At 58.6% G+C, this 21,943-nt stretch carries 20 protein-coding genes; 16 read left to right on the top strand and 4 right to left on the bottom strand.

What is annotated here, in order from left to right:
• The first annotated feature begins 53 nt into the window (after positions 1-53).
• From ABLV11_RS10730 to yqaB, 7 genes are all read left to right on the top strand, one after another.
• A complete protein-coding gene (locus ABLV11_RS10730) occupies positions 54-989 on the top strand; it encodes a D-ribose ABC transporter substrate-binding protein (protein WP_004100051.1) in 936 nt (311 codons plus the stop codon).
• A 43-nt stretch (positions 990-1,032) separates the two neighbouring features.
• A complete protein-coding gene (locus tag ABLV11_RS10725; RefSeq protein ID WP_004111235.1) occupies positions 1,033-1,653 on the top strand; it encodes a DUF2291 domain-containing protein in 621 nt (206 codons plus the stop codon).
• Between the two features lies 1 nt (position 1,654).
• Positions 1,655-3,199, top strand: a complete 1,545-nt coding sequence (locus ABLV11_RS10720; RefSeq protein WP_004100049.1) for a sugar ABC transporter ATP-binding protein — start codon at positions 1,655-1,657, stop codon at positions 3,197-3,199.
• Between the two features lie 17 nt (positions 3,200-3,216).
• Positions 3,217-4,272, top strand: a complete 1,056-nt coding sequence (locus tag ABLV11_RS10715; protein ID WP_004100048.1) for an ABC transporter permease — start codon at positions 3,217-3,219, stop codon at positions 4,270-4,272.
• Positions 4,273-4,332: 60 nt separating this feature from the next.
• Positions 4,333-5,130 carry an SDR family oxidoreductase gene (locus ABLV11_RS10710; RefSeq protein WP_224258123.1) on the top strand — a complete coding sequence of 266 codons (798 nt, stop codon included), beginning with the start codon at positions 4,333-4,335 and terminating at the stop codon, positions 5,128-5,130.
• Between the two features lie 179 nt (positions 5,131-5,309).
• Positions 5,310-6,095 carry an SDR family oxidoreductase gene (locus ABLV11_RS10705; RefSeq protein WP_004111223.1) on the top strand — a complete coding sequence of 262 codons (786 nt, stop codon included), beginning with the start codon at positions 5,310-5,312 and terminating at the stop codon, positions 6,093-6,095.
• 74 nt (positions 6,096-6,169) lie between these two features.
• Positions 6,170-6,751: a fructose-1-phosphate/6-phosphogluconate phosphatase gene (gene yqaB / locus ABLV11_RS10700; protein ID WP_017146391.1), complete on the top strand. Its 582-nt coding sequence runs from the start codon at positions 6,170-6,172 to the stop codon at positions 6,749-6,751.
• 145 nt (positions 6,752-6,896) lie between these two features.
• Here the strand turns inward: yqaB and ABLV11_RS10695 are convergent, their stop codons facing one another.
• Both ABLV11_RS10695 and ABLV11_RS10690 read right to left on the bottom strand, forming a co-directional pair.
• The gene (locus ABLV11_RS10695; RefSeq protein ID WP_004100044.1) at positions 6,897-7,049 is read right to left on the bottom strand and encodes a Hok/Gef family protein; all 153 of its coding nucleotides are present in this window, start codon (positions 7,047-7,049) and stop codon (positions 6,897-6,899) included.
• Positions 7,050-7,271: 222 nt separating this feature from the next.
• On the bottom strand, positions 7,272-9,305 hold the full coding sequence (locus tag ABLV11_RS10690; protein ID WP_348855305.1) for a choline transporter: 2,034 nt from the start codon (positions 9,303-9,305) through the stop codon (positions 7,272-7,274).
• Between the two features lie 129 nt (positions 9,306-9,434).
• On the opposite strand from ABLV11_RS10690, the gene betI reads away from it, so the two are divergent.
• From betI to betA, 3 genes are read left to right on the top strand one after another with little or no spacing between them, the layout of a single operon-like run.
• A complete protein-coding gene (gene betI / locus ABLV11_RS10685; RefSeq protein WP_004100040.1) occupies positions 9,435-10,028 on the top strand; it encodes a transcriptional regulator BetI in 594 nt (197 codons plus the stop codon).
• 10 nt (positions 10,029-10,038) lie between these two features.
• Positions 10,039-11,511: a betaine-aldehyde dehydrogenase gene (betB, locus tag ABLV11_RS10680; RefSeq protein ID WP_064372242.1), complete on the top strand. Its 1,473-nt coding sequence runs from the start codon at positions 10,039-10,041 to the stop codon at positions 11,509-11,511.
• A gap of 14 nt (positions 11,512-11,525) precedes the next feature.
• Positions 11,526-13,190 carry a choline dehydrogenase gene (gene betA, locus ABLV11_RS10675; protein ID WP_004100038.1) on the top strand — a complete coding sequence of 555 codons (1,665 nt, stop codon included), beginning with the start codon at positions 11,526-11,528 and terminating at the stop codon, positions 13,188-13,190.
• A gap of 139 nt (positions 13,191-13,329) precedes the next feature.
• Here betA and ABLV11_RS10670 read toward each other — a convergent pair whose 3' ends face one another.
• Entirely contained in the window at positions 13,330-14,025 is a 696-nt protein-coding gene (locus tag ABLV11_RS10670; protein ID WP_016808358.1) for a GNAT family protein, read from the bottom strand.
• Between the two features lie 209 nt (positions 14,026-14,234).
• Between ABLV11_RS10670 and ABLV11_RS10665 the strand changes: the two genes are divergently transcribed.
• The 5 genes from ABLV11_RS10665 to ABLV11_RS10645 all read left to right on the top strand — a co-directional run bounded on the left by ABLV11_RS10665 (position 14,235) and on the right by ABLV11_RS10645 (position 19,370).
• A complete protein-coding gene (locus ABLV11_RS10665) occupies positions 14,235-15,803 on the top strand; it encodes an ABC transporter substrate-binding protein (protein WP_348855304.1) in 1,569 nt (522 codons plus the stop codon).
• Between the two features lie 164 nt (positions 15,804-15,967).
• Positions 15,968-17,017, top strand: a complete 1,050-nt coding sequence (locus tag ABLV11_RS10660; RefSeq protein ID WP_004100034.1) for an ABC transporter permease — start codon at positions 15,968-15,970, stop codon at positions 17,015-17,017.
• Positions 17,017-17,850: an ABC transporter permease gene (locus ABLV11_RS10655; protein WP_004100032.1), complete on the top strand. Its 834-nt coding sequence runs from the start codon at positions 17,017-17,019 to the stop codon at positions 17,848-17,850. Before ABLV11_RS10660 ends, ABLV11_RS10655 begins: the two co-directional genes overlap by 1 nt.
• Positions 17,843-18,679, top strand: coding sequence for an ABC transporter ATP-binding protein (locus ABLV11_RS10650; protein ID WP_004100031.1), 837 nt, complete (start codon positions 17,843-17,845; stop codon positions 18,677-18,679). The genes ABLV11_RS10655 and ABLV11_RS10650 overlap by 8 nt, the downstream gene beginning before the upstream one ends.
• Positions 18,666-19,370 (top strand): ABC transporter ATP-binding protein, encoded by a 705-nt coding sequence (locus ABLV11_RS10645; RefSeq protein WP_004100030.1) that lies wholly within the window; start codon positions 18,666-18,668, stop codon positions 19,368-19,370. The genes ABLV11_RS10650 and ABLV11_RS10645 overlap by 14 nt, the downstream gene beginning before the upstream one ends.
• A 96-nt stretch (positions 19,371-19,466) precedes the next feature.
• Here ABLV11_RS10645 and ABLV11_RS10640 read toward each other — a convergent pair whose 3' ends face one another.
• Positions 19,467-20,804: an aspartate aminotransferase family protein gene (locus tag ABLV11_RS10640; RefSeq protein ID WP_108704092.1), complete on the bottom strand. Its 1,338-nt coding sequence runs from the start codon at positions 20,802-20,804 to the stop codon at positions 19,467-19,469.
• A 182-nt stretch (positions 20,805-20,986) separates the two neighbouring features.
• On the opposite strand from ABLV11_RS10640, the gene ABLV11_RS10635 reads away from it, so the two are divergent.
• Complete coding sequence (locus ABLV11_RS10635) at positions 20,987-21,751, top strand: SDR family NAD(P)-dependent oxidoreductase (RefSeq protein ID WP_004100028.1); 765 nt, start codon at positions 20,987-20,989, stop codon at positions 21,749-21,751.
• The last annotated feature ends 192 nt before the right edge of the window (positions 21,752-21,943 follow it).

Below are 21,943 nucleotides of genomic sequence, written 5' to 3'. Positions count from 1 at the left end.
GCCTTACGTTGTTTCACCGTACCCGACAATAACAACCAAGAGAGAAAATTGTCATGAAATTACGTTTAACGCTTTTAACTGCTGCTACCCTGACCGCCTTTTCTTTTGCCGCTCAGGCCGCAGAAAAAGGCACCATTATGATCATGGTTAACTCGCTGGATAACCCGTATTACGCCTCTGAAGCCAAGGGCGCCAGCGAGAAAGCCAAAGAGCTGGGATATCAAACTACCATTCTGTCCCATGGCGAAGATGTCAAAAAACAGAACGAGCTGATCGATACCGCCATCGGTAAAAAAGTTCAGGGCATTATTCTGGATAACGCCGACTCCACCGCCAGCGTCGCCGCCATTGAAAAAGCGAAGAAAGCGGGTATTCCGGTGGTTTTAATCAACCGTGAAATTCCTGTCGATGATATTGCGCTGGAGCAAATTACCCATAATAACTTCCAGGCCGGTTCTGAAGTCGCCAACGTATTTGTCGAGAAAATGGCGGAGAAAGGAAAATACGCCGAGCTGACCTGTAACCTGGCGGATAATAATTGCGTAACGCGTTCAAAATCTTTCCACCAGGTTATCGACCAGTACCCGGATATGGTCAGCGTCGCTAAGCAGGACGCGAAGGGCACGTTAATCGACGGCAAACGCATTATGGACAGCATCCTGCAGGCGCACCCCGACGTGAAAGGCGTGATTTGCGGCAACGGTCCTGTCGCGCTTGGCGCCATTGCCGCGCTGAAAGCCGCTAATCGCAACGACGTGGTGGTGGTCGGTATCGATGGCAGCAACGATGAGCGCGACGCGGTAAAAGCCGGCACCCTGCAGGCCACCGTGATGCTTCAGGCGCAGGCCATCGCCGCTCAGGGAGTGACCGACCTCGATAACTACCTGCAAAAAGGCGAAAAACCGGCCAGGCAGCGCGTGATGTTCCGCGGCATTCTGATCACCCAGGACAATGCAGACAAAGTTCAGGACTTCAATATCAAATCCTGATTCCAGGTTGTTGCGCCCCTTCCGGGGCGCACAGGAGAGTATTATGTATAAAAAAATCTCGCTGATGCTGGTCGTTGTTGCCCTCGGAGGCTGCCGAATTGTTTCTCAGCAGGAGCTGGCCGACCTGAAATCCCCGCCTAATCCGCATATGGCGGATATCGATCGGACATGGCAAGAGCAGGTCGTTCCTCAGGTTGTGGCCAGGGCCCGCCCCGTTGCCGAGTTAATGACTGCCCTGCGCACGGCGAAAGACATTGATAGCGCCTGCAAAGCGTTAGGTTATCGCGCTCAGGATGAGAACCCGTGCGTGTTCTACGTCAAAGTGGAAGGCAATATCAGCAAAATTGATTCCGCTTCCCGCAGCGGAAAAATGACGATCCAGGATACCAGCGGCGGCAACGTGGTGGTGCAGATTGGCCCGACGCTGCGCGGCACGCTTTTACGCGACGGCTACCAGGGCGCCAGCTATCAGGACTTCAACGATCAGGTGCTGTTTGGTGAATATAGCCGGGCGATTAACGAACATGCGGTCAAAATGATCCAGACGGCGCAGGTTAAAACCGGTGAAGCGGTGCAGGTATATGGCGTGTTCTCGGCCTGGGATATTCCGCAGACCGTTCCTGATATTACGCCGGCAAAAATTGTTCGTTTGGGAGGACAATAAAATGCAACGGCAAGAACTCGTCAATTCCCAACCAGTCGAATCTGAAGTTATTATCGAAACCCGTGAATTATCGCGCGTTTATCCCGGCGTCGTTGCCTTAGATAACGTCAATTACCGGGTCTATCGAAATAAAGTAAACGTTCTGATCGGTGAAAATGGTGCGGGTAAATCCACCATGATGAAAATGCTTGCTGGCGTTGAAACACCCTCCTCCGGTCAAATTATTCTTGATGGCGTTCCGGTTACCCTGAGCTCGACTCACCAGGCCGAAAAGCAGGGAATCAGCATCATTTTCCAGGAATTAAATTTATTTCCGAATATGAACGTCATGGATAATATTTTCATGGCTAACGAGTTCTTTCAAAAAGGAAAGATCAACGAAAAATATCAATACGAGTTAGCCAAAAAATTACTCGAGAGGCTGGAGCTCAACGTCGACCCTTATACCCAGCTCGGCGAGCTCGGTATTGGCCATCAGCAGCTGGTCGAAATTGCGCGCGCGCTTTCAAAAGACACCCGGGTATTAATTATGGATGAGCCCACCTCCGCGCTCAGCCAGTCGGAAGTCAAAATCCTGTTTAACGTTATTGAACAGCTTAAACGTCGCGGCGTCACCATTATCTATATTTCCCACCGCCTCGAAGAACTGATGGAAATTGGCGACCACATCACCATTTTCCGCGACGGACGCTTTATCAGTGAACGCGAGGTCAGCGACGCCAGTATCCCGTGGATTATCGAACAGATGGTCGGCGATAAGAAAAAACATTTCGACTACCGGCCCGCGCCGAAAGGCGAAGCGGTCCTTGCCGTTGAAGGTTTAACGGCGCTGCACCCGAGCGGCGGCTATAAGCTCAACGACGTGACCTTCACCTTAAGTAAGGGAGAGGTGATCGGCATCTATGGCCTGCTCGGCGCCGGACGCACGGAGCTGTTTAAAGGCCTGGTCGGATTAATGCCTTGCCAAAGCGGTAACGTCCATCTCAACGGCGAAAATATCGAAAAGTCCCCGTTCCAGGCGCGGCTGAAAAAAGGGCTGGCGCTGGTTCCCGAAGACCGCCAGGGAGAAGGCGTGGTGCAGATGATGTCGATTCAATCGAATATGACCCTCTCTGATTTCAGCCTTCAGGGCTTTCGTCGGGCGTGGAAATGGCTGAATCCGCAGAAAGAAATCACCTGCGTCAAAGAGATGATCCGCGAACTGGCGATCAAGGTCAGCGACCCCGATCTGCCCATCACCTCGCTCAGCGGCGGCAATCAACAAAAAGTGGTGCTCGGCAAGGCGTTGATGACCAGGCCCGAAGTGGTGTTTCTCGATGAGCCCACTCGCGGTATCGACGTCGGCGCGAAAACCGACGTGTATCACCTGATCGGCAAAATGGCCCAACAGGGTCTGGCGGTGATGTTCTCTTCATCGGAGCTGGATGAAGTCATGGCGCTGGCGGATCGCATTCTGGTGATGGCCGATGGCCGGATTACCGCCGATTTACCGCGCCATGCGGTTACCCGCGAAAAATTGATCGCGGCTTCAACACCTCAAGATTAATCAGGCTGGAACCCATCATGAACCAGAAATATATGATTTATATGTACCTGCTGAAGGCAAGAACGTTTATCGCTCTGCTGCTGGTTATCGCATTCTTCAGCGTGATGGTACCGAATTTCCTGACCACATCTAACCTGCTGATTATGACCCAGCACGTGGCCATCACCGGCCTGCTGGCCATCGGCATGACGCTGGTTATCCTGACCGGCGGTATCGACCTTTCCGTCGGCGCCGTCGCCGGGATCTGCGGTATGGTTGCCGGGGCGCTCTTAACCAACGGTCTGCCCTTATGGAACGGCAGCGTTATCTTTTTCAACGTGCCGGAGGTGATCCTCTGCGTGGCGCTCTTCGGCGTGCTGGTTGGCTTTGTTAACGGCGCGGTAATCACCCGCTTCGGCGTGGCGCCCTTTATCTGCACCCTGGGCATGATGTATGTCGCCAGAGGCTCGGCGCTGCTGTTCAACGACGGCAGTACCTATCCGAACCTCAACGGCATGGAAGCGCTGGGCAATACCGGCTTCTCCACTCTCGGCTCCGGGACGCTGATGGGCATCTATCTGCCTATCTGGTTGATGATCGGCTTCCTTCTGCTGGGCTACTGGCTGACCACCAAAACCCCGCTGGGCCGCTATATCTACGCAATCGGCGGTAATGAATCCGCCGCTCGCCTGGCCGGCGTGCCTATCGTCAAAGCAAAAATCTTCGTTTACGCCTTCTCCGGCCTGTGCTCCGCATTCGTTGGCCTCATCGTCGCGTCACAGCTGCAAACCGCGCACCCGATGACCGGCAATATGTTCGAAATGGACGCCATCGGCGCCACCGTGCTCGGCGGAACCGCGCTGGCAGGCGGTCGCGGCCGGGTTACCGGGTCAATCATCGGCGCATTCGTCATCGTCTTCCTCGCCGACGGCATGGTGATGATGGGGGTCAGCGATTTCTGGCAAATGGTCATTAAAGGCGTCGTTATCGTCACCGCCGTCGTCGTCGACCAGTTCCAGCAGAAACTGCAGAACAAAGTCATCCTGATGCGCCGCCATGAGGAGAAGCTGGCTGCGGCAGGAGCCACCAGTTAATCACCTATTTATTACCCCGCCGGACGCACTGCCGTCCGGCTTCAATAAGGGATGAAAAACATGCAAAGAAATTTCCAGAACAAAACGGTTGTGATCACCGGCGCCTGCCGCGGAATTGGTGCAGGTATCGCCGAGCGCTTCGCGCGCGATGGTGCGAATCTGGTGATGGTCTCTAACACCGAGCGCGTCCATGAAACGGCGGAAACCTTACGCCAGCGCTATCAGGCCGATATCCTGTCGTTACAGGTTGATGTGACCGACGAAGCGCAGGTGCAGTCGCTGTACGAGCAGGCTGCAGCGCGTTTTGGCACCATCGATGTCTCTATCCAGAACGCAGGCGTGATCACCATCGACTATTACGATCGCATGCCGAAAGCCGACTTTGAAAAAGTGCTCGCCGTTAACACCACCGGCGTCTGGCTGTGCTGCCGCGAAGCCGCCAAATACATGGTTAAGCAGAACCACGGCAGCCTGATCAATACTTCTTCCGGCCAGGGTCGACAGGGTTTTATCTACACCCCGCACTATGCCGCCAGCAAAATGGGCGTCATCGGCATCACCCAAAGCCTGGCGCACGAGCTGGCGCCGTGGAATATCACCGTTAACGCCTTCTGTCCGGGCATTATTGAAAGCGAAATGTGGGATTACAACGACCGCGTCTGGGGCGAGATCCTCAGCACCGAGCAGAAACGCTACGGTAAGGGCGAGCTAATGGCGGAGTGGGTCGAAGGCATTCCAATGAAGCGCGCCGGCAAACCGGAAGACGTTGCCGGGCTGGTGGCGTTTCTCGCCTCCGACGACGCGCGCTACCTCACCGGGCAGACCATCAATATCGATGGCGGCTTGATTATGTCGTAATGCCTCCAGCCTGGCATTTTTCAGGTCAGGCTACACAAATCATCTCCCGGAGGCGGTGCTGCGCACCTGTCCGGGCTACCCGACGGCACAGGCCCCGTAGCCCGGACAGGCGCAACTCGCCGCCTCCGGGAACGCCAACACCGGGCATGCTAAAGAATATTTTTTAGAGAGAAATAACTATGATCGCAAAAGATTTTGCCCAACAGCTATTTAATCTGCAGGACCGCGTAGCCTTTGTCACCGGCGCGGGCAGCGGCATCGGCCAGATGATTGCTTACGGACTCGCCAGCGCGGGGGCCCGGGTCGTTTGCTTCGATCTACGTGAAGACGGCGGTCTTGCTGAAACCGTCAAAAATATTGAGGCGATCGGCGGCGGAGCCTGTTTTTACACCGGCGATGTTCGTCAGCTTAGCGACCTACGCGCCGGCGTCGCGCTGGCGAAAAGCCGCTTTGGCCGCCTTGATGTCGCCGTAAACGCCGCCGGGATTGCTAATGCCAATCCGGCGCTGGAAATGGAAACCGAGCAGTGGCAGCGGGTTATCGATATTAACCTTACCGGCGTGTGGAACTCCTGTAAGGCGGAAGCTGAACTGATGCAGGAATCCGGCGGCGGCTCGATTATTAATATCGCTTCCATGTCCGGCATTATTGTTAACCGTGGCCTCGATCAGGCTCACTACAACTGCTCGAAAGCGGGCGTGATCCACCTGTCGAAAAGCCTCGCGATGGAGTGGATCGGCAAAGGGATCCGCGTTAACTCCATCAGCCCAGGCTACACCGCCACGCCGATGAACACCCGCCCTGAGATGGTTCATCAGACCCGCGAGTTCGAAAGCCAGACGCCGATCCAGCGCATGGCGAAGGTTGAAGAGATGGCCGGTCCGGCGCTGTTCCTTGCCAGCGACGCGGCCTCATTCTGTACCGGGGTTGATCTGGTTGTCGATGGCGGCTTTGTCTGCTGGTAAGACGGTATAACAATGCGGGGAGCCTTCTCCGCATTTCCCTCCCTGACGATGATCACAGTACACAGGCAATCATTATGTATCGCCACTATCAGGCCCTGATTTTTGATATGGATGGCACGCTTTTTGACACCGAACCTTTGCACCGCAAAGCGTGGCTAAGCGTATTCGCTGCCGACAATATTGCCATTTCTGAAGAGGAGCTGATTCCGTTCAATGGTTCAGCGCCCTGGCAGGTGGCCAGCCAGCTTGTAGCCTTAAAAGGATTACGAGCCGATCCGTTCTCCCTGGCCGAGCGTAAAAAACAGGCGATCGAGAACTTGCTGCAGACGGTCGATATTCAGCTTTTACCGGCCATGAAGATTTTACAGCAGTGGCAGGGCAAAATTCCCCTGGCGCTGGGAACCGGAAGCGAACGTAGCACCGTGGATATACTGCTTGCACGCTTTCAATTAACTCAGCATTTCGCCGCTATCGTCTCCGCTGACCGGGTTAAAAATCATAAACCCGCCGCCGACACTTTTTTATTATGTGCCAGCGAGCTTAAGGTTCAGCCTGAACGCTGCCTGGTTTTTGAAGACTCACGATTTGGTATTGAAGCCGCAAAAAATGCAGGTATGGACGTGGTCGACGTCAATACTCTGACGCCTGCCAGATAAGCATTATGCAGGGTGGCGGCGCTTTTGCTTTTAACCGGTCTCTGTTCTCTCGCCGTCCATCCTGCTCCCGGATCAGCAGAAAAAAGGTGCCTTAAGGTTCCTTACCCAGCCTGCGGATAAGCGGGGATAGCTCCCCGCATACCGGCTACTTCTTCGTTTCGTAAGCGAGAACGGCCTTGAACTCCATACTACGTTCTTTGATGCTCAGCTCGCACAGCGAGTCGTGCACCATTAACGTCAATCCCAGCGCTGTCAGACACAGCACGATGATTGCCACCAGGGCGTATTTTGTCAGCATCTCGTTGCCTCCATGCGAAGAAGAGGCTACTATCCAACGTGCTAGGGTTGGATCGTGAGCCTCAGGTTGATGGGAACATCTCCTGGGGCTTCGTCTTTCTGAATCCTCACCTAAGCCTGAACGCAGAAAGCCTCAGGCACCCGCCGCCATCATACGCTTCCCTGCGCTTTTCACTGTATATTTAACCAGCTAAATCCCTTTTTCAGAAAACGTTTAGATGGCCTACATTCCGGGGAAGGTCACGCTGTTGCCCGGCGCTTCGCGATGCAGGTGGATAAAGTTCAAATGACGCTCGTACTGGTCAAGAATATCGGTAATGACCTGCTCTTTGCTGTAGTCCATCAGGTCGTTGCCCTGACTCCCTTCCAGCAGGAAGGTCTCCAGACGATAGTAGGTCGACTTCCCGCTACGCGCCCGGTAGGTAAAGCCGGGAATGGAGTACTGCTGCGGCCAGATCTGATAAACAAAGTTCTGCTCCTCGCCCATATGCACCAGCAGGTCAAGATGGCCCAGGTTGTCCCCCTCTTCCGGCGGCAGGCTTTTTAGCTCGACATAGGCGCCGCGCAGCTTCAGCTCCTGCGCCACCTCTTCCATCGCCGGGAAGCACACCGTCTCCATCATCTGGCGGGTATAGCGCGTGCCGGGATAGTTCATCAGCCGTGACAGGCGCTTCTTCCAGCTCAGGCGATCCTGCACGCCCAGCGGTCGCGGGGCGGTGTCGCGGTTGGCGCTCTCGCGGCGATAATCCTCAACCTTCAGCGACTTATATAACCCCGCCATCACGAAGAAGATCACGAAGCTAAACGGCAGCCCCATAATCACCGTCGCGTTCTGCAGGGCGGAAATGCCGTTAGTCATCAGCATCCCCAGGGTCAGCAGGCCGATAACCACCGACCAGAAGATCCGCAGCCAGTTTGGCGCATCGCTGTTGATATCCTTCAGCTTCGAGGTGAAGTTACCCAGCACCAGCGCCCCGGAATCCGCGGAGGTCACGTAAAACAGCAGGCCGGTAATCGTCGCCACCGAAGCGCTAAAGGTAAACGCCGGATACTGCGCCAGCAGGTTATAGAAGCCGCGCTCCGGGTGGGCGACCGCCTCGGCGGCGAAGGCCTCATTGCCGTGGATGATTTCATACAGCGCGCTATTGCCGAACACCGACAGCCACAGCAGCGTAAAGGTGAACGGGATAATCAGCGTTCCCACCACAAATTGACGAATGGTGCGCCCGCGTGAAATACGCGCCAGGAACAGGCCGACAAACGGCGACCACGCCACCCACCACGCCCAGAAGAACAGGGTCCAGTTGTTCATCCACTCGACCGGACGATCGAAGGCGAAGCTGTTGAGGGTCATGCCCATAAAACGATTCACATAGTCGCCAACATTGAGCACCAGCGCGTTGAGCAGAAACTCGGTGTCGCCCATAAACAGGATAAACAGGATCAGCCCGAGGGCCAGCACCACGTTAAGCTCGGAAAGGATACGAATGCCTTTATCCACCCCGGAGGTCACGGAGATGGTGGCGATAATGACCGATAGCACGATCAGCGCCGCTTTCGCGCCCAGCGAATCCGGAATATCAAACAGCACGCTGAGGCCGTAGTTTAGCTGTACCACGCCAATCCCGAGGGTGGTGGCGATACCAAAAATGGTGCCGATAACGGCGGCGATATCCACGCTGTGGCCGATTGGGCCATTAATCTTTTTGCCGAAGATCGGATAGAGCGCGGAGCGGATGGTCAGGGGTAAATTATAACGATAGCTAAAGTATCCCAGCGCCATCCCCATCAGGGCATACATCGACCAGCCGGTCAGCCCGTAGTGAAACAACGTCCATACCATCGCCTGGCGCGCCGCCTCCATGGTCTGCCCCGCCCCTTCCGGCGGCTGCATATACTGGGTCACCGGTTCGGCGACGGAGAAAAACATCAGGTCGATACCGATACCGGCGGCGAACAGCATTGCCGCCCAGCTCATGACGCTAAACTCCGGCTTCGAGTGCTCCGGCCCGAGCTTCACCGAACCGAAACGCGAGCAGGCGATGCACACCACAAACACGATATACAGCGTTGCCGCCAGCAAATAGTACCAGCCGAAGATCTTTGAAACCCAGTTCAGGGTACGGCCAATCCAGGCCGCGGAAAAATCGCTGAAGAAGAGAGTCATCAGGGAAAACAACAAAATCAGTCCGGCGGAGGTATAAAAAACCACCGGATTGATTTTGTCCTTTTCTCTGCTCGGCGAAAGGTCTGTCATCCATTCTCCTTACTTTTTTTTGCAACTATTAAAACCAAAATCGGCAACAATTAAGACACATTTTATATTGAACGTCCAATCAAAAACCGCTTTAATAGATAAACAAAGCTGATGAATGGAGTCTGAGAAATGCCCAAACTGGGGATGCAACCGATACGGCAGCGGCAGCTGATTGACGCGACCCTGGCCGCCATCAATGAAGTGGGAATGCACGATGCCACCGTCGCGCAGATCGCCCGACGTGCTGGCGTATCGACCGGCATCATCAGCCACTATTTCAAAGATAAGAACGGCCTGCTGGAGGCGACGATGCGCGATATCACCGGCCAGCTGCGCCAGGCGGTGTTGAGCCGCCTGCACGCCCTGCCCGATGCCGGCCCGCGGGAACGCCTGCGCGCCATCGTGGCCGGCAACTTCGACGAGAGTCAGATAAGCAGCGCGGCAATGAAGGCCTGGCTCGCCTTTTGGGCCAGCAGCATGCATCAGCCGATGCTCTATCGCCTGCAGCAGGTCAGCAGCCGACGACTGCTGTCGAATATCGTCTATGAGTTTCAGCGCGCCCTGCCGCGCGAAGAGGCGCAGGAGGCCGGGTACGGTCTCGCCGCGCTGATCGACGGGCTGTGGCTACGCGCGGCGCTGAGCGGTAAACCGCTCGATAAAGCCCGCGCCGAAACGCTCGCCGAGCACTTCATCAGCAAATATCTGCCACCGACTTCTCAATAATGGAGGACCCATGTCCCGAATGGCCGAACAGCAGCTTTACATCGACGGTGGTTATGTTTCCGCCACCAGCGGTAAAACCTTCGAGACGATTAACCCCGCCAACGGGGAAGTGCTGGCGACCGTCCAGGCCGCCGGCCGCGAAGACGTCGACCGGGCGGTAAAGAGCGCCCAAAAAGGGCAAAAAATCTGGGCGGCGATGAGCGCCATGGAACGTTCGCGCATTTTGCGTAAAGCGGTCGACATTCTGCGCGAGCGCAACGACGAACTGGCGCGTCTGGAAACTCTCGATACCGGCAAACCGCTGAGCGAAACCGCCGCCGTCGATATCGTCACCGGCGCTGATGTCCTGGAGTACTACGCGGGCCTGATCCCGGCGCTGGAAGGGAGCCAGATCCCGCTACGCGAAAGTTCATTCGTCTATACCCGCCGGGAACCGCTGGGCGTCGTCGCCGGGATCGGTGCCTGGAACTACCCGATCCAGATCGCCTTATGGAAATCAGCCCCGGCGCTGGCGGCCGGGAACGCGATGATCTTTAAGCCGAGTGAAGTCACCCCGCTCACCGCCCTGAAGCTGGCGGAAATTTACCACGAAGCGGGACTACCGGCGGGCGTATTTAACGTGCTGCCGGGCACCGGCGCCGAAACCGGCCAGTATCTCACCGAGCACCCGGACATCGCCAAAATCTCCTTCACCGGCGGCGTCGCCAGCGGCAAAAAAGTGATGGCCAACTCCGCCGCCTCCTCACTGAAGGAAGTGACCATGGAGCTGGGCGGCAAATCACCGCTGATCGTCTGCGAAGACGCCAACCTCGACCTCGCCGCCGACATCGCGATGATGGCTAACTTCTACAGTTCAGGCCAGGTCTGCACCAACGGCACCCGGGTATTCGTTCCGGCGCGCCTGAAAGCGGTATTTGAAGAGAAAGTCCTCGCCCGCGTGGCGCGTATCCACCCCGGCGATCTGTTTGCTGAAAGCACCAACTTCGGGCCGCTGGTGAGCTTCCCGCACCGCGAGAACGTGCTGCGCTACATCGAGACGGGTAAACAAGAAGGCGCGCGCCTGCTCTGCGGCGGCGAAGTGCTGAAAGGGGAAGGCTTCGACCACGGGGCATGGGTCGCCCCGACGGTATTTACCGACTGCGATGACCAGATGACCATCGTCCGCGAAGAGATCTTCGGCCCGGTGATGTCGATTCTGAGCTACGACGATGAGGAAGAAGCGGTTCGCCGCGCCAATGCCACCGAATACGGCCTCGCCGCTGGCGTCGTCACGCCGGATTTAAACCGCGCCCATCGTCTGATTCATCGGCTGGAGGCCGGGATCTGCTGGATCAACACCTGGGGCGAATCCCCTGCGGAGATGCCGGTCGGCGGCTACAAGCACTCCGGGATTGGCCGCGAAAACGGCGTACAGACGCTGCACAGCTACACCCAGATAAAATCCATCCAGGTTGAGATGGGTCAGTTTCAATCCATATTTTAACCAGGAGGTCATTTTTGCAGTTTGACTACATTATTATTGGTGCCGGTTCCGCCGGCAACGTACTGGCTACACGACTGACGGAAGATCCTGACACCACCGTCCTGCTGCTGGAAGCGGGCGGCCCGGATTACCGTTTCGACTTCCGCACCCAGATGCCCGCCGCGCTGGCGTTTCCTCTACAGGGGCGTCGCTATAACTGGGCCTACGAGACCGAGCCTGAACCGCATATGAACCATCGCCGCATGGAGTGCGGACGCGGTAAGGGACTCGGCGGATCCTCGTTAATCAACGGCATGTGCTATATCCGCGGCAACGCTATGGATCTTGATAACTGGGCCTCGGCGCCGGGGCTTGAGCACTGGAGCTACCTGGACTGCCTGCCCTATTACCGCAAAGCAGAATCCCGCGATATCGGCGCCAACGATTACCACGGCGGCGACGGCCCGGTCAGCGTCACCACGCCAAAGCAGGGCAATAATCCGCTGTTCCACGCGATGATTGAAGCCGGCGTACAGGCGGGCTATCCGCGCACCGACGATCTTAACGGCTACCAGCAGGAGGGGTTTGGCCCGATGGATCGTACCGTAACGCCGCAGGGACGCCGCGCCAGTACCGCGCGCGGCTATCTCGACCAGGCGCGCGCGCGTCCCAATCTGACTATTCGCACCCATGCGCTGACCGATCATATTATTTTTGCCGGCAAGCGCGCCGTCGGCGTCGAGTGGCTGGAGGGCGACAGCACCGCGCCGTCGAAAGCGACCGCCAATAAAGAAGTGCTGCTCTGCGCGGGGGCTATCGCTTCGCCGCAAATTCTGCAGCGATCCGGTGTCGGCAGCCCGGAACTGTTGCGCCAGTTCGATATTCCGCTGGTACACGCCCTGCCGGGCGTCGGGGAAAACTTGCAGGATCATCTGGAGATGTATCTGCAGTACGAATGCAAAGAGCCGGTGTCGCTTTACCCGGCGCTGCAGTGGTGGAACCAGCCGAAAATCGGCGCCGAATGGCTGTTCGGCGGAACCGGCATCGGCGCCAGCAACCAGTTTGAAGCGGGCGGATTTATTCGCAGCCGTGAAGCCTTTACGTGGCCGAATATTCAGTATCACTTCCTGCCGGTCGCGATTAACTACAACGGCTCAAACGCGGTGAAAGAGCACGGCTTCCAGTGCCACGTCGGCTCTATGCGCTCCCCGAGTCGCGGCCACGTGCGGCTGAAATCGCGCGATCCGCACGAACATCCGGCGATTCTGTTTAACTATATGTCCAGCGAACAGGACTGGCAGGAGTTTCGCGATGCGATTCGGATTACCCGCGAAATCATGCATCAGCCGGCGCTGGATAACTATCGCGGCCGGGAGATCAGCCCGGGTGCGGAGTGCCAGAGCGATACCGAGCTGGATGAGTTCGTGCGCAATCATGCGGAAACCGCCTTCCATCCGTGCGGCACCTGTAAAATGGGCTATGACGAGATGGCGGTGGTCGATGGCGAAGGTCGGGTTCACGGACTGGAAGGCCTGCGCGTGGTCGACGCCTCGATCATGCCGCAGATTATTACCGGCAACCTTAACGCGACCACAATTATGATTGGCGAAAAAATGGCTGATGCCATTCGTGGCCGTCAGCCGCTGCCGAAGAGCACGGCGGCGTATTACGTGGCGAACGGCGCGCCGGTTCGCCGGTAAGAGGCGGTTCCCGTCACCCCGCCCTCTCCCCAACGGGGCGAGGGCGAAAACCGCATCAGTAGCCCCCTCAGGCCCTGTGCCGGGAGGCAACGTTTGCGCCGAACGGCTCCCTCTCCCTCTCCATCCGGGAGAGGGAAAACTAGCGAAAATCTTCCAGCCGCTTTATCTGCCATCCATTAGCATCAAAATTCTCCGGCGCCAGCCAGGCCCGCAGCGCCGCATCGCGCGCGGGCCATTCGCTGTCGATAATCGACAGCATATCGCTATCACGGGTTCGTCCTTTACGCACCATTCTCTGGCGAAGGCGTCCTTCCCAGGTGAATCCCAGTCGGTCAGCGGCGCGGCGGGAAGCAATATTCATTGAGTCACACTTCCACTCCAGTCGACGATAGCCATGGGCAAAACCATTTTGCAGCAGCAGCCAGACCGCCTCGGTGCCGAGCGGCGTATTTTTCATCGCCCGCGACCAGGTGACGTGGCCAATCTCCACCGTGCCCATCGCCCGCTCAATCGCCATATAGCTGACCAGCCCGACGGCTCGCTCGCAGCGCAGATCGACAACCGCGTAGGGCACCAGTCCGTCATCCATAACCTTGCCGGTGATCCAGTTCGCCGTTGACTCAACGCTCTGCGGGCGCGTGCTCGCCAGCCACGTCCAGTCACTGTCGTCGCCGAGAGCATAGGCAGCAAACAGATCCGCCGCGTGCCGGTCGGTATCCAGCGGCTCCAGTCGGCAATAGCGGCCATTTAACGCCGTGCGGCGCAGAAGCCCCGCCCCCCGCCACCCGGGCACGCGATCGTTGACCTGCTGACCAAATTCATTAATTTCCGGCACGCTTATCTCTCCCGTATTGTTATCAAATTGTTATAGCAAGAAAGCCGAACGGGCGGAAGATGCCCGGTACGATCGATCGTCATAACCCATTGGTCTTGCTTATGCTTTTTAAGCATAAACTTAGCCGATCTTTGACTTTACGCCCGTAATTAAGCGGCCTAACGTAGCGAAACATCAATAATCACAATAACTTTTTTCAGGGATCGCATATGACTAAAAAACTGCTGCCGCTGCTGGCGCTCGCCGCGTTATCCGCCGCCGTTCACGCCGCCACGCCGCCGGGGACCCTGGTGGTCGCCCAGGGCCTCGACGATATCGTCAGCCTCGACCCGGCGGAAGCCAACGAGCTCTCCAGCATCCAGACGGTACCGAGCCTCTATCAGCGTCTGGTGCAGCCGGACCGCGATAACCCTGAAAAAATCACCCCGATCCTGGCCGAAAGCTGGCAGGCCGATCCGGCGGCGAAAACCCTGACCATCAAGCTAAAGCCCGACGCCAAATTCGCCTCCGGTAACCCGCTACGCCCGGAAGATGTCATTTACTCATACACCCGCGCGGTCACCCTGAACAAATCGCCGGCATTTATTCTTAACGTCCTCGGCTGGCAGCCGGATAACATCGCCAGCCAGTTGAAGAAGGTAGACGACCATACCCTCACGCTACGCTGGACTGCCGACGTCAGCCCGGCGGTGGCGCTGAATATTCTCTCCACGCCGATCGCCTCTATCGTCGATGAGAAACAGGTCGCCCCGAACGCCAAAGATAACGACTTCGGCAACGGCTGGCTGAAAATGCACTCGGCGGGCAGCGGCGCGTATAAAATGCGGGTCTATCAGCCGCATCAGGCCATCGTGCTGGAGGCCAACAGCAGCGCACCCGGCGGCGCGCCGAAGCTGAAAAGCATCATCATTAAAAACGTTCCGGACCCGGCCTCACGTCGTCTTCTCATCCAGCAGGGTGATGCTGACGTGGCGCGCGATCTCGGCGCCGACCAGATTGCGGCTCTGCAGGGTAAAGCGGGCGTCAAGGTTCTCAGCATCCCCTCCGCTGAGCAGAACTATCTGGTCTTTAATACCGGCAACAGCGCTAACCCGCTGCTGAAAAACCCGGCCTTCTGGGAAGCGGCGCGCTGGCTGGTGGATTACAACGGCATCACGAAAGATTTGCTGAAAGGGCAATATTTCGTCCATCAGAGCTTCCTGCCGGTCGGCCTGCCGGGCGCGCTGGAGAATAACCCGTTTACATTCAACCCGCAAAGAGCCAAAGACATCCTCGCTAAAGCGGGCATTAATGAGGCGCATTTCACCCTCGACGTCGAAAACAAGCCGCCGTTTATCACTATTGCTCAGTCGATGCAGGCGAGCTTCGCCCAGGGCGGCGTGAAGGTGGATTTGCTGCCGGCCGCGGGTAGCCAGGTCTATGCTCGCGTGCGCGCCAAACAGCATCAGGCGGCGATTCGGCTGTGGATCCCTGACTATTTCGACGCCCACTCTAACGCCAGCGCCTTTGCCTACAACGACGGTAAATCCAGTACCGTCGCCGGGCTAAACGGCTGGCAGATCCCGGAGCTGAATAAAGCGACCCTGGCGGCAGTCGCCGAGCCGGACGCAGCGAAGCGCCAGGATCTGTATAAAAACATGCAGGAGGAACTGCAGCGCAATTCGCCTTACGTGTTTATCGATCAGGGTAAAACCCAGATTGTGGTTCGCGATAACGTGAAGGGTTATCAGCAGGGTCTCAATGCCGATATGGTGTGGTATGACCGGGTAACCAAATAACGCCTGGGGCAGGTACGATCAGGTAGCCCGGACAGGCGCAACGCGCCGCCTCCGGGAACGCAGGCCCCGATACCTTATGTTTTCCCGTTGGCGCTGCGCTGACCGGGCTACAACAACAGATCGCACCAGCTGATAACACTGTACTTTTTACCAACGGAATAACCATGTCTGCTGTTTTACCTCCCCGAGCAGAGCGGCGCGCAAAACGCCCCCTGCTCGCGCTGTTTCAGGGACTGCTGACGCTGGCCCTGACGCTGCTCGGCCTGCTGCTGGTGACCTTTGCGCTCTCTGCGCTGTCGCCGGTTGATCGGGTGCTGCAAATCGTCGGCGACCACGCCAGTCAGTCCACCTATGACCAGGTACGCCACCAGCTCGGCCTCGACCAGCCGTTGCCGCTGCAGTTCTGGCACTATCTGCTGAATCTCGCCCACGGCGATCTTGGAATCGCCAGCTCAACCGGCCAGCCGGTGCTGCACGACCTGCTTGCCGCGTTCCCGGCCACCCTCGAACTGGCCACGCTGGCGCTGATTATCGGCGCGCTGTCGGGCGTTATCGCAGGCGTTCTCTGCGCCCGCTACGTCGGCTCGCCGTGGGATCTGGCGATGCGCACCTTTACGCTGCTCGGCAACTCGGTGCCGATCTTCTGGCTCGGCCTGCTGATGCTGGCGCTGTTTTACGCCAAACTGCAGTGGACGCCGGGGCCGGGGCGGCTGGACGATATTTATCAGTACACCGTCGAACCGCGCACCGGCTTTGCGCTCATTGATACCTGGCTCTCGGGTGATAAAGAGGCGGTTAAAAACGCCGCCGGGCACCTGCTGCTGCCGGTGCTGCTGCTGGCCTATTACTCTCTGGCGAGCATCACCCGCCTGACCCGTTCCGCCTGCCTGAGCGAAATGAACAAAGAGTACATCCTGCTGGCGCGCGCCAAAGGGGCCGGTGAGATGACGATTCTGCTGCGTCACGTCCTGCCCAATATCCGCGGCACCCTGCTGACGGTGACCGCCCTCGCCTGGACCTCCATGCTGGAAGGGGCGGTGTTGACCGAAACCGTCTTCTCCTGGCCGGGAATTGGCCGCTATCTGACCACCGCGCTCTTTGCCGGCGATACCACGGCGATTATGGGCGGTACGCTGCTGATCGGCGCGAGCTTTGTGCTGATTAATAACCTCACCGACCTGCTGGTGCGGCTGACCGATCCGAGGATACGCTGATGCCTGGCTACCTTTTTTTACGCCGCCTGCGCCGTTCTCCCGCCGCCTTTTGCGGTCTGATCATCATTACGTTACTCCTGCTGACTGCGCTCTTTGCGCCCTGGCTGGCTCCGCTCGACCCGAACTGGCAGGACGCCGCCGCGCGGCTGCAGGGTCCGGGCGCGCGGCACTGGCTCGGCACCGACAGCTACGGTCGCGATCTTCTCTCAAGGCTGATTTTCGGCACCCGTCCGGCGCTGGGGCTGGTTGCGCTGGTGACAGCGATTACGCTCCCCGCCGGTCTGCTGGTGGGGATCCTGTCCGGCTATTACGGCGGCTGGCTGGAGCGCGTGCTGATGCGTTTTACCGACGTGGTAATGTCGATGCCGCGGCTAATTCTGGCCTTCGCGTTTGTCGCGATGCTCGGCCCGGGCCTGGTGAACGGCGCCCTGGCGCTGGCGCTAACGACCTGGCCCGCTTACGCCCGTCAGGCGCGCAGCGAAATTCAGCGCCTGCGCCACAGCGACTATCTGGCGGCGGCGGAGATGATGGGCATTCGCGGCTGGCGTCTGCTGATTGGCCATATTCTGCCGCTCTGTCTGCCCTCGGCGATCGTCCGGCTGGCGCTGGATCTAGCCGGGATTATTCTCGCCGCTGCCGGTCTCGGCTTCCTTGGCCTCGGCGCCCGCCCGCCAATGGCGGAATGGGGCGCGATGATCGCCGACGGCATGCAGGTCATTTTTGACCAGTGGTGGATCGCCGCCGCCCCTGGCGCCGTCATCCTGATCGCCAGCCTGGCGTTTAACCTGCTGGGCGATGGCCTGCGCGACGTTCTGGAGCCGCAACATGACTGATACTCGTCTGATCGTTCAGGGATTGACCATCGACTATCCCACCGCCAGAGTGGTGGACCATTTAAGCTTCACGCTCGGCAACGAGCGGCTGGCGCTGGTCGGCGAATCCGGCTCCGGTAAATCCATGACCGCACGCGCCCTGATGGGGCTGGTCCGCCGGCCCGGCGTCGTCAGCGCCGATGCGCTCAACGTGCTGGGGCGCGACGCATTAACCCTTCGCGAGCGCGGCTGGCGCGCGCTACGCGGCAACGATATTGCGATGGTGCTGCAGGATCCGCGCTACGCGCTCAATCCGGTAAAAAGCATTCAGGCGCAGCTGGAAGAGGCATTAACTCTGCATCAGCGCCTTAGCCGCCGCGCACGGCTGGAGGCGGTCAAAGCCGCCGTTGCCGCCGTCGGTCTGGATTTACCGGTGCTCAACCGCTATCCTGGCGAACTCTCCGGCGGGATGGGCCAGCGGGTGATGATTGCCCTTGCGCTGCTCAATAATCCGCAGGTGCTGATCGCCGATGAGCCCACTTCAGCCCTCGATGCCCGACTGCGCAATCAGATCCTTGAACTGCTGGTAGAGCAGTGCGAACAGCGGCGGATGGCGATGCTATTGATTAGCCACGACCTGCCGCTGGTGGCCGAGCACTGCCAGCGGGTGCTGGTCCTGTATCAAGGGAAAAAGGTCGATGAGATGGCGGCGCGAGATCTGCCGACGGCGACGCATCCCTACACCCGTACGCTCTGGACCTGTCGCCCGGCCGCGCAAACTTACGGTCAGATGCTGCCGACCCTCGACCGAACCCTGAACTTGACGGAGGCAGCGCATGGCAATCGTTAATCTCAACAATCTACAGGTGAATTTTGCTGAAAAAACCGCGGTGTCCGCCGCCAGCTTTGCCGTTGATGCAGGGGAAACGTTCAGCCTGATCGGCGCATCCGGCTGCGGAAAATCGACGATTCTCCGGGTATTAGCCGGGCTGCAGCGGGACTGGCGCGGCCGCGTTGAACTGTTCGATAAGGCCATTACGCCGGGCGCGCGTTTTCAGGGCGAACTGCGGCGCAACGTACAGATGGTGTTTCAGGACCCGTACGCCTCGCTGCATCCCAATCATACGCTATGGCGTACGCTGGCGGAGCCGCTGAAAATTCACGCTATCGGCGAGATCGAGCAGCGGGTGTCCACCGCCCTGGAAGAGGTGGGGCTGCCTGCCGACGCCGCGCGCCGCTATCCGCACCAGCTTTCCGGCGGCCAGCGCCAGCGGGTGGCGATTGCTCGCGCGCTGCTGCTGCGGCCAAAGATTCTGCTGCTGGATGAGCCAACGTCGGCGCTGGATATGTCGGTGCAGGCGGAAATACTGAATCTGCTCAATCGGCTAAAGCAGGAGCACGGAATGACCTATCTGCTGGTCAGCCACGATGCCGATGTGATTGCCCATATGTCGGACCGGGCAGCGTTTATGGCGGAGGGCGTGATTCAGCGCTTCTTTGACCGCGAAGCGCTGGCGAACGGCGAACATCGGTTAGACTGAAAACCCGCCCCCGCTTGCGGGGCTACGGGTTCGACGCCATCTGCGAGAAGGTCGCCCGGGTAAGGCGTTTACGCCGCAACCCGGGAAATCATCCCCTTACTGAGCCAGGTTCGCGAAGCGGGCGAATACCGCATCAAAAATCGCCAGGCCTTTTGCCACCTGCCCGGCGCTGATGGTGCACGGCGGCACCACATGAATGCGGTTCTCCACCACAAACGCCAGCAGGCCGGCTTCGGTTAACGCGCCTTTAATGGCCGCCATATCGGCAGCGCCCAGCGGCGTTTTATGTTCGCGGCTGCTGACCAGCTCCAGCGCCTGGAACAGACCGCGGCCGCGCACGTTGCCGATAATCGCGTGCTTCTCCGCCAGCGCCTCCAGCCCCGGACGCAGCACCTCGTTGCCGATGGTCGCCGCGTTCTCCACCACCTTCTCTTCCTTCATCGCGTCAATGGTGGCGACAATCGCCGCCATCGCCAGCGGATGGCCGGAATAGGTCAGCCCCCCGGCAAAGAAATGGTCATCAAAGTAGCGGGCGATTGGCTCGCTAATCAGCACGCCGCCGGCCGGGACGTAGCCCGCATTGACCCCTTTGGCGAAAGTCACCAGATCCGGCACCACGCCATCCTGCTCGAAGGCAAACCAACTCCCGGTACGACCAAAACCGGCCATCACTTCATCAAGGATCAGCACAATACCGAACTCATCGGCCAGCGCCCGCACCCCCTGCATATAGCCCTCGGGCGGGACAAGAATCCCGGCGGTGCCCGGAATCGACTCCAGCAGAATCGCGGCTATCGCGTTCGGGCCTTCGCATTCAATCATCCGCCGCAGATGGGCCAGCGCGCGCTGGCACTCCTCCTCTTCCGTCGCGGCGTTAAATTCGCTGCGATAGAGGTAGGGATTGAAAAAGTGTACGTGGCCGCGGGAATACTCGTTCGGCACCCGGCGCCAGTCGCCGGTGGCGGCAATGGCGCTGCCGGTGTTGCCGTGATAGGAGCGATAGGCGGAGAGCACTTTGTCGCGCCCGGTATAGAGCCGCGCCATGCGGATGGCGTTCTCGTTGGCGTCGGCGCCGGCGTTGGTGAAGAACACTTTGCTAAAGCCTTCCGGCGCCAGCTCGACGATGCGCTTCGCCGCTTCGCCGCGGGCGAGGTTGGCGGTGGCGGGCGCGATGGTCACCAGCTCTTCCAGTTGGGCTTTCATCGCCGCCAGCACGCGCGGATGCTGATAGCCAATGTTGACGTTGACCAGCTGGCTGCTGAAATCCAGGTAAGTATTGCCTTCGTAATCCCACAGCTCGCAGCCTTTAGCCCCGGCGATCACCAGCGGATTTAAATTGCCCTGCATCGACCATGAATGAAACACATAAGCGCGATCCAGCTGCCGAACTTCATCATTGCTTATCGCTACCTCGTTCTGTAGTGCCAGCTTCATACCCTGCCCTCTCTCATGTCGTTGTTGTTGGCCTCATCATTGGTCGTTCAGGGCAGAAACGGATAGAGCCAGTCAGGCGAAAATGATGTGACACCGTGTCACATCGCCGCGCGCCGACTGGCTCTGTGCCCGCGCGCGCGGGGTTTTTATAGTGGGAGCGACAACCTGCACAGGAGAATGAAATGGCAACGAGCAAAGTGGTGTTTATTACCGGGGCGACCTCGGGTTTTGGGGAAGCAGCGGCGCAGGTCTTCGCCGATGCGGGCTGGTCGCTGGTGCTGAGCGGACGCCGTTTTGAGCGGCTGAAGGCGCTACAGGATAAGCTCGCCTCGCAGGTGCCGGTGCACATTATCGAACTCGACGTCCGCGATAGCGATGCGGTCGCCGGGGCCGTGGCGGCGCTGCCCGCTGAATTCGCCGATATCACGACGCTGATTAACAACGCCGGGCTGGCGCTGTCGCCGCAGCCCGCGCAGAAAGTGGATCTGGACGACTGGAAAACGATGATCGACACCAATGTCACCGGGCTGGTCAACGTGACCCATGCCCTGCTACCGACGCTGATTCGTCACGGCGCGGGGGCGAGCATCATCAATATTGGCTCTATCGCCGGGCAGTGGCCCTATCCCGGCAGCCACGTCTACGGCGCCAGTAAGGCTTTCGTGAAGCAGTTCAGCTATAACCTGCGCTGCGATCTGCTCGGGACCGGGGTGCGGGTGACCGATCTCGCGCCGGGTATTGCCGAAACGGAATTTACCCTGGTGCGCACCAAAGGCGACCAGGCGGCGTCGGACAATCTGTATCGAGGCACCACGCCGCTGAGCGCGCGGGATATTGCCGAACAGATGTTTTATATCGCCACCCTGCCGGACCATATGAACATTAACCGGGTCGAGGTAATGCCGGTACGTCAAGCCTGGCAGCCGTTCGCGATCGATCGGGATTGAGGTTTGGTAGGGCGGAGAGGCGCGAAGCGCTGCCTCCGGGAATGGTAGCCCGGACAGGCGCGATAAGCGCCGCCTCCGGGAAAGTGTGCAGGGGTTCCGTTCACTATTATCCCGCAGAAAATGTCTCAACGTGGTAGGTGAACGGGTAAAGGGGGAGAAAACCGTCTCCCCCTTTACAATCCCCGCGGTCCC

This window comes from Klebsiella sp. GW_Kp181 (assembly GCF_040062315.1).
GTDB lineage: Bacteria > Pseudomonadota > Gammaproteobacteria > Enterobacterales > Enterobacteriaceae > Klebsiella > Klebsiella oxytoca.
This window is presented reverse-complemented; position numbering and strand designations above follow the sequence as displayed.

What these genes read in the sequence shown, in the direction of transcription:
- ABLV11_RS10730 (WP_004100051.1), top strand. Translation starts at nt 54, where the DNA reads ATGAAATTACGTTTAACGCTTTTAACTGCTGCTACCCTGACCGCCTTT.
- ABLV11_RS10725 (WP_004111235.1), top strand. Translation starts at nt 1,033, where the DNA reads ATGTATAAAAAAATCTCGCTGATGCTGGTCGTTGTTGCCCTCGGAGGC.
- ABLV11_RS10720 (WP_004100049.1), top strand. Translation starts at nt 1,655, where the DNA reads ATGCAACGGCAAGAACTCGTCAATTCCCAACCAGTCGAATCTGAAGTT.
- ABLV11_RS10715 (WP_004100048.1), top strand. Translation starts at nt 3,217, where the DNA reads ATGAACCAGAAATATATGATTTATATGTACCTGCTGAAGGCAAGAACG.
- ABLV11_RS10710 (WP_224258123.1), top strand. Translation starts at nt 4,333, where the DNA reads ATGCAAAGAAATTTCCAGAACAAAACGGTTGTGATCACCGGCGCCTGC.
- ABLV11_RS10705 (WP_004111223.1), top strand. Translation starts at nt 5,310, where the DNA reads ATGATCGCAAAAGATTTTGCCCAACAGCTATTTAATCTGCAGGACCGC.
- yqaB (WP_017146391.1), top strand. Translation starts at nt 6,170, where the DNA reads ATGTATCGCCACTATCAGGCCCTGATTTTTGATATGGATGGCACGCTT.
- ABLV11_RS10695 (WP_004100044.1), bottom strand. Translation starts at nt 7,049, where the DNA reads ATGCTGACAAAATACGCCCTGGTGGCAATCATCGTGCTGTGTCTGACA.
- ABLV11_RS10690 (WP_348855305.1), bottom strand. Translation starts at nt 9,305, where the DNA reads ATGACAGACCTTTCGCCGAGCAGAGAAAAGGACAAAATCAATCCGGTG.
- betI (WP_004100040.1), top strand. Translation starts at nt 9,435, where the DNA reads ATGCCCAAACTGGGGATGCAACCGATACGGCAGCGGCAGCTGATTGAC.
- betB (WP_064372242.1), top strand. Translation starts at nt 10,039, where the DNA reads ATGTCCCGAATGGCCGAACAGCAGCTTTACATCGACGGTGGTTATGTT.
- ABLV11_RS10665 (WP_348855304.1), top strand. Translation starts at nt 14,235, where the DNA reads ATGACTAAAAAACTGCTGCCGCTGCTGGCGCTCGCCGCGTTATCCGCC.
- ABLV11_RS10660 (WP_004100034.1), top strand. Translation starts at nt 15,968, where the DNA reads ATGTCTGCTGTTTTACCTCCCCGAGCAGAGCGGCGCGCAAAACGCCCC.
- ABLV11_RS10655 (WP_004100032.1), top strand. Translation starts at nt 17,017, where the DNA reads ATGCCTGGCTACCTTTTTTTACGCCGCCTGCGCCGTTCTCCCGCCGCC.
- ABLV11_RS10650 (WP_004100031.1), top strand. Translation starts at nt 17,843, where the DNA reads ATGACTGATACTCGTCTGATCGTTCAGGGATTGACCATCGACTATCCC.
- ABLV11_RS10645 (WP_004100030.1), top strand. Translation starts at nt 18,666, where the DNA reads ATGGCAATCGTTAATCTCAACAATCTACAGGTGAATTTTGCTGAAAAA.
- ABLV11_RS10640 (WP_108704092.1), bottom strand. Translation starts at nt 20,804, where the DNA reads ATGAAGCTGGCACTACAGAACGAGGTAGCGATAAGCAATGATGAAGTT.
- ABLV11_RS10635 (WP_004100028.1), top strand. Translation starts at nt 20,987, where the DNA reads ATGGCAACGAGCAAAGTGGTGTTTATTACCGGGGCGACCTCGGGTTTT.